Below are 15100 nucleotides of genomic sequence, written 5' to 3' on the forward strand. Positions count from 1 at the left end.
AGAACGCCCGTCCGCTCATCACTCGAGCACGAGGTCCGCGCTCCACGGATCGGTGTATTCGTGCTCGGACCCACCACTCGTGATGTACAGACCCTCCGTGGCCACCGCGTCCCCGGACGAAGCCGATTGCAGTACGGCACAGACGTCGCCCATCGTCGCCACCGGGACATCCTTCATCGTGGTGATCAGGTCTCCACCCTCGAAGTGCGCTCTGTCTGCGGCAGAGTTGGAATCGACGGAGAGCACATACATCCCGTCGATATTCCTGTTCACCAGGTCGTTCTGCATTTCCAGCGCGGCTACCAGATCCGGGAAACTCGCCGGGAACGCAGGGTCCGAGAGAGCCACCAGTTCCCAGCCGGGGTCGTTTCTGCTTTCGCCTGCGGCGAGCCGGTCGAGCATGGATTGCACGCGATTGCCCGAGATCGCATAGAACTGCCGCTCCACGTCATCGGAGTTGCGAAGTGTGTTGATGCCGATCGCCTCGCCCCGGGCATTGAGCAAGGGACCCCCTGAGCCACTCGGGTCGACCTTTGCGGAGTGCCGGATCGTGGCGGGGAAGTTGGGGTACGAGGGGCCCGGAGAGGCCGGTGCCTCAGAGGCCTGGACGACGCCGCTGGTGGACGCCGCGCGGCTGTTGGGGTCGGCGAAGGAGGACGGGTAGCCGAAAGCGTGGACCTCGTCCGCGTTCTTGACCGCGTCGCTGTCGCCGAACTTCAGCTGCTTCAGGTCCGATTGAGGACTCACAAGCCTGACGACTGCCACGTCCTCGCACGGATCGATGCCGAGCACCTGGACCGCGACCGGAGCCCGACCCTCGATTCTGGCCTGGAGCGCGGCCTGCCCCTGGACGACGTGGGCATTGGTCACGATGAGACCTTGCTCGGCGTCATAGATGAATCCCGTGCCGGACGATTCCGGACCGCCCAGGTGGACGGTGGCCGGAGCGGCCAGATCCACGATCTCCTTCGGCGTCACATCAGAGTCGTCCAGTGCGGATTGCGCGGTGGCGCTTCCGGCGGTGCCCCACACGGAAAGCACCGCAAGCAACACCGCGATGACGAAGATGCTGAGTCGCGAAGGCATGAAACGACACCTTTTTCAGCCTAGACCCGCTCGTGATCAGTGTCCTGCCGAGGCAGGCGGCCCCGAGCTCAGTCCGCCACCACCAGCGCCGGCGTCTCCTTCGTCAGCACCTCGCCCCGGAAGAACGCCGGGCTCCGCCGCTCCGTCACGAACATGATGAGCAGGCCCAGCGCCAGCAGCCCCACCCCGATCACGAACACCGAGCCGACGCCGAAGACCGCCGAGCCGCTGCCGTACGCCGGGTCCCACATGTCGTAGAGCGTCTTCGCGAAGACCGCCGCCAGCAGCAGGCCGCCGACGAGCGGGAAGAGGCCCTTGAAAACGAAGTCCCGGGTGGTGCGCAGCAGTTCGTGGCGGAAGTACCAGGCGCAGGCGAAGGCCGTCAGGGCGTAGTAGAAGCAGATCATGAGGCCGAGCGCGTAGATCGTGTCGACCAGGACGTGCTCGCTGACCAGGGTCATCACCGTGTAGAACACGCCGGTCGCGATGCCCGCCACCACCGTCGCGCGGCCCGGCGTCTTGAAGCGCGGGTGCACGCGGGCGTACGACGGCGGGAGGGCCTCGTACGTCGACATCGCGAGCACCGTGCGGGCGACCGGGATGAAGGTCGTCTGGAGGCTGGCCGCCGCCGATGCGAGGACGGCGACGAAGAGCAGGATGCCGAGGCCGGGGCCCATGACCGGTCCTGCGAGCGCGGCGAAGACGTTGTCGGAGGTGTCGGGGTTGGCGAGGCCGAGGCCCGATTCGCCGGAGCCGACCGTCATCTGGGCCGCGACGCCGGTCGCGAGGTAGGAGCCGACCAGGACGACCATCGCGATGAGCGCCGCGCGGCCGGGTGTCTTCTCGCTGCCGGTGGTCTCCTCATTGGCGGTCAGGCACGCGTCCCAGCCCCAGTACATGAAGATCGACAGGGAGAGTCCGGCCGTGAAGGCGGCGAACGACTGGACCGCGAACGGGTTCATCCAGGACCAGGAGAAGTCGACGCCGGTGTCGAAGGCTCCGCCGGAGGCCTTCTGGAAGGCCATCGTCACGAAGATCGCGAGCACCAGCAGTTGCAGGCCCACCAGCGCGTACTGCACGCCCTTCGTCGCCGTCATGCCGCGGTAGCTGATCGCCGTGGCGATGGCGATCAGGATCAGGCAGGTGAGGATGTGGACGGGCTTGCTGTCGTCCAGCGCCGCCACCGATTCGCTGCCGCTGATCTCGCCGGCGAGCAGCCAGAAGTACGAGGTCGCCACGCCCGCCAGGTTCGAGAGCACGATGATCGTCGCGATCACCAGACCCCAGCCGCACATCCAGCCCACGCGCGGACCGAACGCCTTCACCGTCCAGGTGAAGGAGGTGCCGCAGTCCGGCATCACGCGGTTCAGCTCGCGGTACGCGAAGGCGACCAGCAGCATCGGCAGGAATCCGGCCAGGAACACCGCGGGCATCTGAAGTCCGACCTCGCCGGCGGTGGAGCCGAGTGTGGAGGTCAGGCAGTAGACGGGCGCGACGGTCGAGATGCCGATGACGGCGCTGCCCATCAGTCCGACGGAATTGCCGCCGAGTCCCTTGGTTCGTACGCCACCGTCGGCTACGCCCCGAACCGTGTCTCCGGCCTGGGGCCGCGCGTCCAGCTGAGTCATGAACAGGACGTTAAGTGCTGCGGTTTCCATATCCGGAGCGGCCGAGTCAGGCCCACCCTGCTTGAATTCCATGGTCCAGAACCAAGAACGTTCCATGAATGTGCGAGGGATGCGCGTACGCGACATGGCATTCGCAGGGCGCTCCGGCATCCTCCCGGGATGCGAGAACCGCAGCACTGTCCGTATTGCCCGGTTTCAAATTTTCCCGTCCCGGGTTTCCGTCCGGGTTTCCGTCCGGGTTTCCGTCCCGGATTCCGACGGGACCCTCAGCCGGGCCACACCACCGCCTGCATCTCGCTGTACGCATGCAGCGCGTACGAGCCCACGTCCCGGCCCACCCCGCTCTGCTTGAAGCCGCCGAACGGCGCCTCCATGTTCCGGCCGATCGTGTTCACCCCGACCCCGCCCGCGCGCAGTTCGCCCGCCACCCGGAACGCCCGCGCCACATCGCCCGACCACACGTAGTCGATCAGGCCGTAGTCGCTGTCGTTGGCCAGCGCGATGCCCTCCTCCTCCGTGTCGAAGGGGACGACGACCACCACCGGGCCGAAGATCTCCTCCCGCACCACCCGCATCTCGCTCGTGCAGTCGGCGAACAGCGTCGGCGCGACATAGAAGCCACGCTCCGGCCCGTCCGGGCGCTCGCCGCCCGCGACCAGCCGGGCGCCCTCCTTCTTGCCCAGCTCGACGTACGACTCGACCCGGTCGCGGTGGGCCGCGGAGATCACCGGGCCGACCACCGTGCCCGGCTCCGCCGGATCGCCGACCGTCAGCCGGCCGAGATAGCCGGTCAGCGCCTCGACCAGCCGGTCGTGGATGCCGCGCTGCACGATCACCCGGGTCGGCGCCGTACAGATCTGACCGCTGTAGAAGGAGAAGGTCGTGCCGATGCCCATCACCGCGGAGGCCAGATCCGCGTCGTCGAAGACAAGTGCCGCGCCCTTGCCGCCGAGCTCCATCAGCTGCCGCTTCATCCCGCGCCCGCAGACCTCGCCGATGCGCTGCCCGACGAGCGTGGAGCCGGTGAAGCTGACCATGTCGACGTCCGGGGAGAGGACGGCGGCCTCAGCGGCTTCCCTGCCCGACGCGGTGACGACGTTCACCACGCCCGGGGGCGCGCCGGCCTCCTGGAGCGCCTCGGCCATCTTGTAGACGGAGAGCGGGTCCTGCGGAGCGGGCTTCACCACGACCGTGTTGCCCATGGCGAGCGCCGGGGCGACCTTGCCGGCCGGGTTGGCCCAGGGATTGTTGTACGAGGTGATGCAGGTGACGACACCGACCGGCCGGCGTACGGCGATCGCGCCGAGCACGCCCGCCTTGCCCATCGGGCCCGCGGCGCTGATCTGCGGCGGCAGCGCCTGCTCCACCGGCTCAAGCGCGCCTTTCGCATACCGCCGGAAGCGGGCCGCGGCCACCGCGACCTGCATGCCGCGGGCGGTGGCCGTCGTCGCGCCGCTCTCGGCGCGCGCGAGGGCCGCGTACGGTTCGGCCTCACGCTGGATGATGTCGGCGGCCGCGTCCAGGATTCGCGCGCGCTCCTCCGGTCTCGTACGCGACCAGGCGGCGAAGGCGTCGCGGGCGGCGGCGGCAGCGGTGAACACCTGCTCCCGGCTCGCCTCGGGCGCCAGGCCCACCACTTCCTCCGTGGCGGGGTCGATGACGTCGTAGTGGCCGTCGTCCGGCTCGACCCATTCGCCGCCGATGAACAGCCTTTGCGGCGTGCTCACTTGGTGGACACCGTCCTTGTGTCGCGGCCGGACCTGAGCACCGTGCCCGGTACCGCGCCCGTCACCTGGTCGTTCCGTATCGCCTCGACGCCGTTGACGCGCACCGAAACGATGCCGATGGCCTTCGCGTCCAGCCGCGGGCTGTCGCCGGGCAGATCGTGGACGAGCGTCGCCGGGCCGGCCTCGATCCGCTCGGGGTCGAAGAGCACCAGGTCCGCGTGCCAGCCCTCATGGATACGGCCCCGTTCGCGCAGGCCGAAGAGCTGCGCCGGGTCGTCGGTCAGCATCTTCACGGCCTCCTCCAGCGAGACGAGCTTGCGCCCGCGCAGACAGTCGCCGATGAATCGGGTGGTGTACGGCGCTCCGCACATCCGGTCCAGATGCGCGCCCGCGTCGGAGCCGCCGAGCAGGACGTCCTCGTGCTGCCAGGTCTGCTGGCGCAGCTCCCAGGAGGCCGGGTCGTTGTCGGTCGGCATGGGCCAAAGGACCGTACGCAACTGGTCGTTGGCGCAGATCTCGACCAGGCACTGGAAGTCGTCCTGGCCCCGCTCGGCGGCGATGTCCTTCACCACGCGGCCGGACAGGCCCTCGTTCTCCTTCGAGTACGTGTCCCCGATGACGTACCGCCCGAAGTTCGCGAGGCGGCGGAAGACTCCGGCCTCCTTGCTGTCGGCGCGGCGCAGCATTTCGGCGCGTACGGCGGGGTCGCGGAGTTTCGTGATCCGCTCGGGGACGGGGAGAGCGAGGATCTCGCCCCAGCCCGGGATGAGATTGAGCGCGCAGAAAGTGCCGAGCGACATGTTCATCGGCGTGAGGATCGGCATCGTCAGTGCGACGATGCGGCCGCCGGCCTTGCGGGCGCGCTCGCTCGGGACGAGCTGGCGCGGCACGCGCTCGGGCACGGAGGCGTCGATGGTGAGAACGTTCCAGTTCAGCGGGCGTCCGGCGGCCGCGGTCATCTCGACGAAGAGATCGATCTCCTCGTCGGCGAACTGGTCGAGGCAGCCCGCGACGATCGCCTCGAGCTGGGTGCCCTCGTGCTCGGCGACGGCCTGGGAGAGTGCGATCAGCTCTTCCGGCTTCGCGTGGCGCGAGGCGACCGGCTTTCCGTCGCCGTCGGAGTGGGTGGAGGACTGGGTGGTGGACAGGCCCCAGGCGCCGGCGTTCATCGCGTCGTGGAAGAGCCGCAGCATCTCGTCCAGTTGCTCGGGCGTGGGCTGTCCGCCGACCGCGTCCGGGCCCATGACATGGCGGCGCAGCGCGCAATGGCCCACCATGAAGCCCGCGTTGACGGCGATCCGGCCTTCCAGAGCGTCCAGGTACTCGCCGAAGGTGTGCCAGTTCCAGGGCGCGCCCTCTTCGAGCGCGACCAGCGACATGCCCTCGACCTTGGACATCATGCGGCGGGTGTAGTCGGCGTCCTCGGGGCGGGCCGCGTTGAGCGGCGCGAGCGTGAAGCCGCAGTTGCCGCCGGCGACGGTCGTCACGCCGTGGTTCAAGGACGGGGTGGCGTACGGGTCCCAGAACAGCTGGGCGTCGTAGTGCGTGTGCGGGTCGACGAATCCGGGTGCGAGCACCAGACCGGTGGCGTCCTCGCTCGTCCGGGCCTCTTCGTCGACGGTGCCGGGGGCGGCGATGACGGCGATGCGGCCGTCCCGTATCCCGACGTCGGCGAGGTACGCGGGCGCGCCGGTCCCGTCCACGACGGTTGCGCGCGTGATCAGGTGGTCGAGCATGACGGGTCCTTTCGGTGCGGGTCGCTTGGCGGGGTGCGGGTCGCTCGTGGCGCGGGCGGCTCCTGTCCCACCCGCCCACCCGATCACCGCACTTGATGGGTACGGGCCAGCCCTGGCCGGGGGCCCGGCGTGGCTGGCCGCAGCCACGCCCGGGCCTCCGGCCGGGCGGTACGGGACGGCGGTCCGGGAAGACGTCGTCCCGCGTGTTGTGGGCAGTCGTTCCGCCGGGCGGAACGCATGGGCACAACGGCCCACGGTCCGCAGACACCGACGTTCGGGGCGGAGCCCCGACAGGCGCCCAGCCCCGCGGGGCTGGGGGTGCCGGGGTTCCGTTGCCCGCAGGGTCCGGGTCCCGGTCGACCCGGGACCGATCGGGGCGGGCCCCAACGGGGCCCCAGCCCCGCGGAGCTGGGGGTCCGTTGACCCCGGGGTCCGAGTCCCGGTCGGCCCGGGGCCCTCGGGGGCATGGCCCCGGCTTACGCGGCCTGGCGGAAGCGGGTCGTACGGTGGATCGGGTCCGTGTCGATCTTCGGGATCACATGCTCACCGATCAGCCTGATCGTCTGGAGCGTGTCCTCCTTCGAGATCCCGATCGGCAGCCCGAACGACAGCTGGTCCGCCCCCGCCTGCTCCCACCGCTTGCACTGCTGCAGCACCTCGTCCGGATCGCCGCAGATCAACAGCTCCTCGGCGATGAGGAGTTCGATGAGCTCCTCGTTGAACTCCGGCAGCGTCTCCGGCCAGACCGGGAACCCCTCGGGCCGCGGGAACGTGTCGTGGTACCGGAAGACCAGCGACTGGAGGTAGTGCAGCCCGCCGCCCGCCGCGATCCGTACCGCCTCCGCGTGCGTCGGCGCGCAGATCGCCGTCGACGTGACCATGACGTTGTCGTTGACGTAGTCGCCGATCGGCTCGGCCTCGCCGATCGCGCCCTTGTACTGGCTCAGCACCCACTCCATGTCGGAGACCTTCTGGACGCTGAAGCCCAGCACGCCAAGTCCCTTCCTGGCGGCCATGGCGTACGAGGGCGGGGACCCGGCCGCGTACCACATCGCCGGGTGGGACTTCCCGTACGGCTTCGGCAGCACCTTCCGCGGCGGCAGCGACCAGTGCTTCCCCTGGAACCCGACGTACTCGTCCTGGAGCCACATCTTGGGGAACTCGGCGATGGTCTCTTCCCAGATCTCCTTGGTGTAGTTCATATCGGTGACGCCCGGTATGAACCCGAGGATCTCGTGCGAGCCCGCTCCGCGCCCCGAGCCGAACTCATGGCGCCCTTCGGAGAGATGGTCGAGCATGGCCACCTTCTCGGCGACCTTCACGGGGTGGTTGACCTGCGCGAGCGGGTTGAAGATTCCCGAGCCCAGGTGGATGCGGTCGGTCGCGTGCGCGAGATAGCCGAGGAAGACGTCGTTCGCCGAGAGGTGCGAGTACTCCTCCAGGAAGTGGTGCTCGGAGGCCCAGGCGTACTTGAACCCGGACTTGTCCGCCTGGATGACGTACTCGGTCTCCTCCATCAGCGCCTTGTGCTCGGCGAGCGGGTCGGTCTCGGCGCGCTTGCCGACGTATCCCTGTACAAAGAGCCCGAATTCCAAGGGGGTTCACCGCCGTCCTCTGTTTCTGACGTACCGTCAGATTGTGATGTGCTCGACTGTTCCATTGGGTGGGTGGGCCGTCAATAGCCTGTCCTGACGATCAGTCAGAAATGCTCGGACGGAGGCTCGGAACGGAGGCTCAGAACAGGCTGACGCCGGCCAGCCAGCCGCCGTCGATGACAAACGGCTGACCGGTGATGTACGAGGAGTCGTCGCCGGTGAGGAACAGCGCGAGCTTCGCCACCTCGTCCGCCTGCCCGACCCGCCCCAGCGGCACGAGCTTCTTGTACAGCCCGGCGATCGCCTCCGGGTCGCTGCCCTCGGGATTGCTCATCGGGGTGTCGATCGCGCCCGGACAGACCGCGTTGACCCGTATCTTCCGCGCCGCCAGCTCCAGGGCCGCGACTCTGGTCAGGCCGAGGATGGCGTGCTTGGACGCGGCGTACGCGCCGACGCCCGCCATGCCCGTAAGACCGGTGTACGAGGCGGTGTTGACGATCGTGCCGCCGCCGGCCGCCCCGATCTCGGGCGCGACATTGCGGATGCCCAGGAAGGCGCCGACCTGGTTGACCTGCGTGATCAGCTGGAACTCCTCCAGCGGGGTGCCGACCAGCTCGTTGAACCGCAGAATGCCCGCGTTGTTGACGAGGCCGTCGATCTTGCCGAAGGCGTCCTTGGCAGCCACGACGGCGGCGGTCCAGTCCGCCTCCTGGCTCACATCGAGATGCACATACGCCGCGGTCGACTCCCCCAGCTCCTTGGCGAGCGCCTCACCCAGGTCGTCCAGCACATCCGCGAGGACCACCTTCGCGCCCTCGGCGGCGAAGAGCCGCGCCTCCTGCTCGCCCTGCCCGCGCGCCGCGCCCGTAATGAGGACGACGCGTCCGTCGAGCTTTCCCATCCCACTCTCCTCGGTTCAGGTGCGGATCAGTTCAGGTGCGGATCAGTTCAGATGCGGAGCGACATCCGCCGCGAAGGCCGCCATCTGGTCGGTGAGTTCGCTGCGGCTCCGGCTACGGAACCGCACCTGGATCTGGCGCACGCCCATCGCGGCATAGGCGCGCAGCGACTCGGCGATGGCTTCGGGCTTGCCGGTCAGGCTCCGACGGCCGGTGTTCCAGTCCGGTTCGCCGACATAGATGGGCTCGGCGATGGCCCCGATCTCCACCGGCTCGCCGATGCCCGCCTCCTCGCGCAGCCGCCTGAGGCGGTCGATCTGCCCGGCCAGCCGGTCCCGCGGATCACCTTGCGGCAGCCAGCCGTCGCCCTTGAGCGCAGCACGGCGCACGGCCGCCGGCGAGGACCCGCCGACCCAGACCGGGATCCGAGGCTGGGCGGGCCTGGGCCGCTGCCCGAGCCCGCTGAAGGAGTACCGCTCGCCACTGAACTCCGGGAACTCGTCCTCGCCCAGGGCGGCCCTCAGCGCGTCGATGATCTCGTCGAGCACGGGCCCGCGGCGCGCGAAATCGGCGCCGAGTACGTCGAACTCCTCCTGCACATGCCCCGCACCGACTCCGAGAATCAGCCGCCCGCCGGAGAGATGGTCCAGCGTGGCGTACTGCTTGGCGGTCACGAGCGGATGCCGCAGCCCGACGACGGCCACGTGGCTGAGCAGCCGGACGCGTTCGGTGATCCCGGCGAGGAAGGAGAGCGTGGCGACCGGGTCGTACCAGACGGTGGACATGGCGTCGGCGAGCCGCCGCGGGATCGCGACATGATCGCAGCACGCGATGTACGCGAACCCGGTCCGGTCGGCGGTCCTGGCGATCTCGGCGAGATCCTCGGCACCGGCGCCGGCCTCCCAGGGCTCCGCGTAGATGGTGCTCTGCGACTGGACGGGGAGCTGCATCCCGTACGACAGCCGCCCTTCGGGCAGTATCTGCGCACCCATCGAGCCGCCTCCTCCTTGCCTCAGGCCTGATCTGACGAACCGTCAATTACAAGGCCTGCCCATCGTGATAGCTGATGGTCCGTCAGGCAAGGGTTCGGGAGGTGCCGGCTCGGCTCATCGTCAGCTCACCTCGAAGCCCAGCGCGGCGGCTATGACGGCGGCCTGCTCCAGGTCGATCTTCGCCCCAGCGATCTCGGAGGTCAGCGGATGGAGCGCGGACAGATCGCTGCCCCGCAGATCGGCCCGCGAGAAGTTCGCGCCGCGCAGCATCGCCCCGGACAGATCGACGCCGGTGACGGTCGCGCCGTCCAGCCGGGCGGCGGTGAGGTCGGCCTCGCGCATCCGCACGCCGTCGAAAACAGCCTTGCGCAGATCGGCTCCCGGCAGCCCGACGAAGGACCAGTCGCCTCCGGTCACCTCGAAGAGATTGAAGGTGCACTGCTGGAAGAGACTGCCGACGGCCTTGCACTGCTCGAACCGGGTGTCGAAGAAGGTGCACCGCTTGAAGGTGCAGTTGGTGAACGCGGCGCTGGTGTGCCGGGACGCGTTGAACTTCACGCCGGAGAAGGTGCACTCGTCGAAGACACCGCCGTCGTCGACGCACTCGGTCCAGTCGGTGTCGTAGAAGGTGTACCGCGCGAACTTCTGCCCGGACAGATCCCGCCCGTACCAGTCCTCGTCCCGGACGACGGGGTCCTTGCCGGGGTCGCCATGGGCGCGCTCGCGTTTGATGGCCATGCTCCCGATTGAACACCCCGCCACTGACACCGGCCGGTCGCCGGCGCTCAGCCGAGAATGGCGTACACCGTGGACGCCCGCGCCACCACGTCCGGTGACCCGTCGGCGGTCATGGTGACGTCGGCGAACGCCATCCGCTTGCCGAGCTTGGTGATCCGAGCGTCGACCAGCACATCGGCGCCGATGACGGCGCGCTGGAAGCTGCTGGACTGCTGCACGGTGGTCATCGGCCCGTACGCACCACGAGCCGACGAAACGGCGATCACGGTCGCGGTGTCGGCGGCGGCCATGAGCGCCTGCCCGGACATCCCTCCGCCCTCGCGCGCCAGCCGATCGGACCAGGGCAGGCGGAGGACGGCGTGGGCGTCTCCCGTCTCGACGACGGAGAGGCCGAGGTCGAGGACCCAGGGGGCGAAGTTGTCGGCGAGGATCTTCTCGGCTTCGTCGAGAGGCAGCGTCATGTGCTGATGGTGACGGCCCGGGATGCCGCCCACAACACCTCGGTACGCACTCTCTTCGAAGCCGCCGAACAGCCCGCCGGAGGCACGGAACGTCCAGGTCCCGCGCCTGTTGACCCCGGTCCGTCCCGTACGTGTCTCAGGCACGTAACCGGGTGAGGGGCCCCGGCAGCCCGGCCGTACTCCGTGGCGAAGGCTCCGGGAGGCCCGGGGCGAACGAGACGGGGAGAGAACAATGATCAGCAAGCGCTTCGGGATGATCGCCAGCGCCGCCGCCGCCAGTGCCCTGCTGCTCACCGCTTGCAACGGGAGCGACTACGAGACGGGTGCCGCCGCGCCCACCGCCGGTGCGACAGCAGGGCAGGAGGCCGGTCAGGACGGGGCGCGGCAGCTGAACTTCCTGAGCGGGACCGCTCAGCAGAACAAGGCGCAGCCCAAGACCGGAGACTGGGCCAACAGCCCGGGCAAGCCCGCCGAGAAGCCGGCGGCGAAGAAGTGGGTTCAGCTGAGCGCCTCCAAGGCGGGGAACCTCGACCCCGTGGTGGTCAACGGCGCGGGCTTCACGCTCTACCGGTTCGACCCGGACGACGCCAAGCCCTCGAAGTCGAACTGCAACGATGCCTGCGCCGTCACCTGGCCGCCCGTCGTCGTCGCCCCGGGTGGCAAGATCTTCATCGACGGGGTCAAGAAGTCCGACGTCGGCGTGGTCAAGCGGGACGACGGCTCCCTGCAGGTGACGGTCGGCGGCTGGCCCGTCTACCGGTTCAGCAAGGACCTGAAGCCCGGTGACACCAACGGGCAGGGTGTCGGCGGGACTTGGTTCGGCGTGACCCCGGACGGAAAGAAGGCCGGCGCTCCCGAGGCCGGAGCCCCCGCCGGCGGCAAGGCCGCAAGCAGCGTCACCCTCTCCGACGAGAAGAACTTCGGCGACCCCTCCGAGGGCCTCGCCGGCGCGGGCTGCCAGAACGTCGGCCGTGACAACGCCGCCTCGTCCCTCCAGGCCTCCGGCTCCCTGAAGATCTGGTCCGAGAAGGACTGCAAGGGCAAGTCCCAGGTCGTCAACGGCAATGTCGCCGACCTCTCGACCATCGGGTTCGACAACACCGTCTCGTCGGTCTTCCTCGGCTGACCAGGCGGAATGGCACGACCGAGGCCGCGCCCGCACGGGGGGGCGCGGCCTCTTCGTCCTGCCCCTGGGCCGTTGGACGAAGGACCGGGCGCCACCCGTTCGGATGCCCGTCTGTTGCCCGGCACGGACGCGGCCACTGGGATGGCAGTGGGCCCGCCCACGGACGACGGCGCCTGGACATGAGTCGCCGTGCACCAGGAAGGGTCTGCCGATGCCAGCAGCCAGGACCGGTTGGCGAGGCCGTGGTGCCGTGTGCGCCGCGGCGGCCCTTCTGCTCTCCTCCGCCGTGGTGAACGGTTCGAGCGCCGTCGAGCTGCCCCGCGGCGGAGCCCCCGTCGGCGACGGGGGCACAGTGCTGCGCTGGAAGCCCTGCGAAGGCGAAGCGCAGCAGGGATTCGAGTGCGCCGTGGCGGCGGTCCCGCTCGACTACGCCCGCCCCCGGTGGCGCACCATCAACCTGGCGGTGATCAGGCACAAGGCAACCGCTCCCGGACAGCGGACCGGGTCGCTGTTCTTCAACCCCGGAGGGCCCGGCGGCGCGGGGACCGTAGGGCTGCCGGAGCTGTACGAGAAGTTCCCGGAACAGCTGCGGCAGCGGTTCGACATCGTCAGCTGGGACCCGCGCGGCGTCGGAGAGAGCACCCCGGTGCGGTGTTTCGACACCGCGGAAGAAGCCGTCGCATGGCACGAGCCCGTTCCTCCGTTTCCCGTGGGCAAGGCGGAGCGCAGGGCCTACATCGCGGCGTACGCAGACCTCGGTCGGCGCTGTGAGAAGCGCGATCCGGAACTGCTGCGTCACATCTCGACCGCCGACGTCGCCCGGGACCTCGACCGGTTGCGCCAGGCCGTGGGTGAAGAGCGCCTCCGCTACTGGGGCATCTCGTACGGCACTCTCCTGGGCGCGACCTACGCGAACCTGTTCCCCTCCAGAGCCGGCCGCCTGGTGCTGGACGGGAACGTCGATCCGCAGGCCTGGGTGAACAACGGTTCAAGGGACGAGCCCGAGCTGAGCACCTTCCTGCGGCTCGAGTCGGATCTGGGCTCGTCGGACACGCTTGGCCAGTTCCTGGACCTGTGCGGCGGCGCCTCGGCCAGTCGCTGTGCCTTCTCCGCGGGAGACCCGGCCGCGACCCGCGCCAAGTTCACCGAGCTGTTGCGGCGGCTCGAGGCACAGCCCGTGGGGTCCTGGACGTACGCGAGAACCGTCAGCGAGGTCCGAGGTGGCCTGTACACGGTCCACCCGGGCTGGACCGGCCTCGCGGAAACACTGCAGACGCTGTGGGAGGGCCGCGCTCCCGAGGAACCCCCGGCGCCTCCGGGGCCCTTGCGGTATCCCGGCTTCGAACAGCCCCTCGCCGTACTGTGCGCGGAGAGCCCCAACCCCCGTGACCCGCAACGCTATGTCGCACTCGACCGGCTGAGCACCGCGCGTGCCGGCGATCTGGGTCACTGGTGGGCCTGGGCCAACGAGCCGTGTACGTCATGGCCGGCGAGAGCCGCCGCGAGCTACACCGGTCCCTGGGACCGGCCCACCGCTCACCCCGTCCTGGTCGTCAATCCGACCTACGACCCTGCCACCCCGTACCAGGGCGGCCAGGCCATGGCCCGTGAGCTCGCCGACGCCCGCCTGCTCACGCTCAACGGTTACGGTCACACCGCACTGGACAATCCGAGCAGCTGCGTCAACGAGCACGCGGTCCGCTACTTCCTCAGCGGTGCTCTCCCGCCGGCCGGCGCCACGTGCGAACAGGACACTCCACCTTTCAGCACGCAGCCGCCGGGCAAGTGACCGGGCGCGGGCCTCGCGCCCGCGACGACGGCGGCCGTCACGCCCCCGGTCCGGGCCACAGCCCGTCCGGTGTCAGGCCAAGGAGTTCGATCGCGTTCCCGCGTACGATCCGGTCCACCACGTCCGGTGCCAGATGGCCCATCTGGGCCTCGCCGACCTCTTTGGACTTGGGCCAGGTCGAGTCCGAGTGTGGATAGTCCGTCTCGTACAGCACGTTCCCGACGCCGATCGCGTCCAGGTTCTTCAGGCCGAACGCGTCGTCGAAGAAGCAGCCGAAGACATGCATGGCGAACAGTTCGGACGGCGGGCGCAGGACCTTGTCCGCGACTCCGCCCCAGCCGCGGTTCTCCTCCCAGACCACGTCCGCGCGTTCCAGGATGTACGGCATCCAGCCGATCTGGCCCTCCGCGTACATGATCTTCAGGTTCGGGAAGCGCTCGAACTTGCCGCTCATCAGCCAGTCGACCATCGAGAAGCAGCAGTTGGCGAAGGTGATCGTCGAGCCCACGGCCGGCGGTGCGTCCGCCGAGGTCGACGGCATCTTCGAGGACGAGCCGATGTGCATGGCGATCACCGTCCCCGTCTCTTCGCACGCCTGCAGGAACGGGTCCCACTCGTCTCCGTGGACCGACGGGAGCCCGAGGTACGGCGGTATCTCGGAGAACGCCACCGCCCGCACTCCCCGCGCCGCGTTGCGCCGGACCTCGTCCGCGGCCAACCGGGCGTCCCAGAGGGGGATGAGCGTGAGCGGGATGAGACGGCCGTGCGCCTCGGGGCCGCACCACTCCTCCACCATCCAGTCGTTGTACGCGCGCACCCCCAGCAGGCCCAGTTCACGGTCCTTCGCCTCGGTGAACGTCTGGCCGCAGAAGCGCGGGAAGGTGGGGAAGCAGAGCGCCGACTGGACGTGGTTGACGTCCATGTCCGCCAGCCGCTCCGGGACGCTGAAGGAGCCCGGACGCATCTGTTCGTAGGTGATGATCTCGAGCTTGATCTCGTCGCGGTCGTAGCCGACCGCGGTGTCCAGGCGGGTCAGCGGACGGTGCAGATCCTCGTAGACCCACCAGTCGCCTATCGGTCCTTCGTCGCCCTGCGCGCCCATCACGGGTGCGAACTTGCCGCCCATGAAGGTCATTTCCTTCAGCGGCGCGCGCACGATGCGCGGGCCGATGTCCCGGTACTTCGACGGGAGCCGGTCCCGCCAGACGTTGGGCGGCTCAACCGTGTGGTCGTCCACCGAGATGATCTTCGGGAAGGTCTCCATGCGTTCACGGTAGCGCCGATCTGACGGTTCGTCAGCTAGTCGTGCGACGGCCTCTCGCC

The 15100-nt window shown here is 69.3% G+C and carries 12 protein-coding genes; 2 read left to right on the forward strand and 10 right to left on the reverse strand.

Annotation, left to right across the window (positions count from 1 at the left end; genetic code table 11):
• Positions 1-18: 18 nt before the first annotated feature.
• The 9 genes from ACH4YL_RS21875 to ACH4YL_RS21915 form a co-directional block, all read right to left on the reverse strand.
• Entirely contained in the window at positions 19-1086 is a 1068-nt protein-coding gene (locus tag ACH4YL_RS21875; RefSeq protein WP_398509055.1) for a S1C family serine protease, read from the reverse strand.
• Between the two features lie 68 nt (positions 1087-1154).
• Complete coding sequence (locus tag ACH4YL_RS21880; protein ID WP_398509056.1) at positions 1155-2714, reverse strand: APC family permease; 1560 nt, start codon at positions 2712-2714, stop codon at positions 1155-1157.
• Positions 2715-2980: 266 nt separating this feature from the next.
• Positions 2981-4441: an aldehyde dehydrogenase family protein gene (locus tag ACH4YL_RS21885; RefSeq protein WP_398509057.1), complete on the reverse strand. Its 1461-nt coding sequence runs from the start codon at positions 4439-4441 to the stop codon at positions 2981-2983.
• Positions 4438-6177 (reverse strand): amidohydrolase family protein, encoded by a 1740-nt coding sequence (locus ACH4YL_RS21890; RefSeq protein ID WP_398509058.1) that lies wholly within the window; start codon positions 6175-6177, stop codon positions 4438-4440. The genes ACH4YL_RS21885 and ACH4YL_RS21890 overlap by 4 nt, the downstream gene beginning before the upstream one ends.
• Positions 6178-6653: 476 nt before the next feature.
• Positions 6654-7772, reverse strand: a complete 1119-nt coding sequence (locus ACH4YL_RS21895) for an LLM class flavin-dependent oxidoreductase (RefSeq protein WP_398509059.1) — start codon at positions 7770-7772, stop codon at positions 6654-6656.
• Between the two features lie 139 nt (positions 7773-7911).
• Entirely contained in the window at positions 7912-8673 is a 762-nt protein-coding gene (locus ACH4YL_RS21900; protein WP_398509060.1) for an SDR family NAD(P)-dependent oxidoreductase, read from the reverse strand.
• Positions 8674-8715: 42 nt separating this feature from the next.
• Positions 8716-9663 (reverse strand): LLM class F420-dependent oxidoreductase, encoded by a 948-nt coding sequence (locus ACH4YL_RS21905; RefSeq protein ID WP_398509061.1) that lies wholly within the window; start codon positions 9661-9663, stop codon positions 8716-8718.
• A gap of 120 nt (positions 9664-9783) precedes the next feature.
• Positions 9784-10401 carry a pentapeptide repeat-containing protein gene (locus ACH4YL_RS21910; protein ID WP_398509062.1) on the reverse strand — a complete coding sequence of 206 codons (618 nt, stop codon included), beginning with the start codon at positions 10399-10401 and terminating at the stop codon, positions 9784-9786.
• 47 nt (positions 10402-10448) lie between these two features.
• Complete coding sequence (locus ACH4YL_RS21915) at positions 10449-10862, reverse strand: PaaI family thioesterase (protein ID WP_398509063.1); 414 nt, start codon at positions 10860-10862, stop codon at positions 10449-10451.
• Between the two features lie 232 nt (positions 10863-11094).
• Between ACH4YL_RS21915 and ACH4YL_RS21920 the strand changes: the two genes are divergently transcribed.
• Both ACH4YL_RS21920 and ACH4YL_RS21925 read left to right on the forward strand, forming a co-directional pair.
• Complete coding sequence (locus tag ACH4YL_RS21920; protein ID WP_398509064.1) at positions 11095-11988, forward strand: hypothetical protein; 894 nt, start codon at positions 11095-11097, stop codon at positions 11986-11988.
• Positions 11989-12199: 211 nt separating this feature from the next.
• Positions 12200-13777, forward strand: coding sequence for an alpha/beta hydrolase (locus tag ACH4YL_RS21925; protein WP_398509065.1), 1578 nt, complete (start codon positions 12200-12202; stop codon positions 13775-13777).
• Positions 13778-13814: 37 nt separating this feature from the next.
• Here ACH4YL_RS21925 and ACH4YL_RS21930 read toward each other — a convergent pair whose 3' ends face one another.
• Positions 13815-15041, reverse strand: coding sequence for an amidohydrolase family protein (locus ACH4YL_RS21930; RefSeq protein WP_398509066.1), 1227 nt, complete (start codon positions 15039-15041; stop codon positions 13815-13817).
• Positions 15042-15100: the final 59 nt, after the last annotated feature.

This window comes from Streptomyces sp. NPDC020681 (genome assembly GCF_044334895.1).
Taxonomy (GTDB): Bacteria; Actinomycetota; Actinomycetes; order Streptomycetales; family Streptomycetaceae; genus Streptomyces.

Excerpts from the sequence above, each read along its gene's own strand:
- ACH4YL_RS21890 (WP_398509058.1), bottom strand. The coding sequence starts at position 6,177 with ATGCTCGACCACCTGATCACGCGCGCAACCGTCGTGGACGGGACCGGC.
- ACH4YL_RS21910 (WP_398509062.1), bottom strand. The coding sequence starts at position 10,401 with ATGGCCATCAAACGCGAGCGCGCCCATGGCGACCCCGGCAAGGACCCC.
- ACH4YL_RS21880 (WP_398509056.1), bottom strand. The coding sequence starts at position 2,714 with ATGACTCAGCTGGACGCGCGGCCCCAGGCCGGAGACACGGTTCGGGGC.
- ACH4YL_RS21920 (WP_398509064.1), top strand. The coding sequence starts at position 11,095 with ATGATCAGCAAGCGCTTCGGGATGATCGCCAGCGCCGCCGCCGCCAGT.
- ACH4YL_RS21900 (WP_398509060.1), bottom strand. The coding sequence starts at position 8,673 with ATGGGAAAGCTCGACGGACGCGTCGTCCTCATTACGGGCGCGGCGCGC.
- ACH4YL_RS21905 (WP_398509061.1), bottom strand. The coding sequence starts at position 9,663 with ATGGGTGCGCAGATACTGCCCGAAGGGCGGCTGTCGTACGGGATGCAG.
- ACH4YL_RS21930 (WP_398509066.1), bottom strand. The coding sequence starts at position 15,041 with ATGGAGACCTTCCCGAAGATCATCTCGGTGGACGACCACACGGTTGAG.
- ACH4YL_RS21915 (WP_398509063.1), bottom strand. The coding sequence starts at position 10,862 with ATGACGCTGCCTCTCGACGAAGCCGAGAAGATCCTCGCCGACAACTTC.
- ACH4YL_RS21925 (WP_398509065.1), top strand. The coding sequence starts at position 12,200 with ATGCCAGCAGCCAGGACCGGTTGGCGAGGCCGTGGTGCCGTGTGCGCC.
- ACH4YL_RS21875 (WP_398509055.1), bottom strand. The coding sequence starts at position 1,086 with ATGCCTTCGCGACTCAGCATCTTCGTCATCGCGGTGTTGCTTGCGGTG.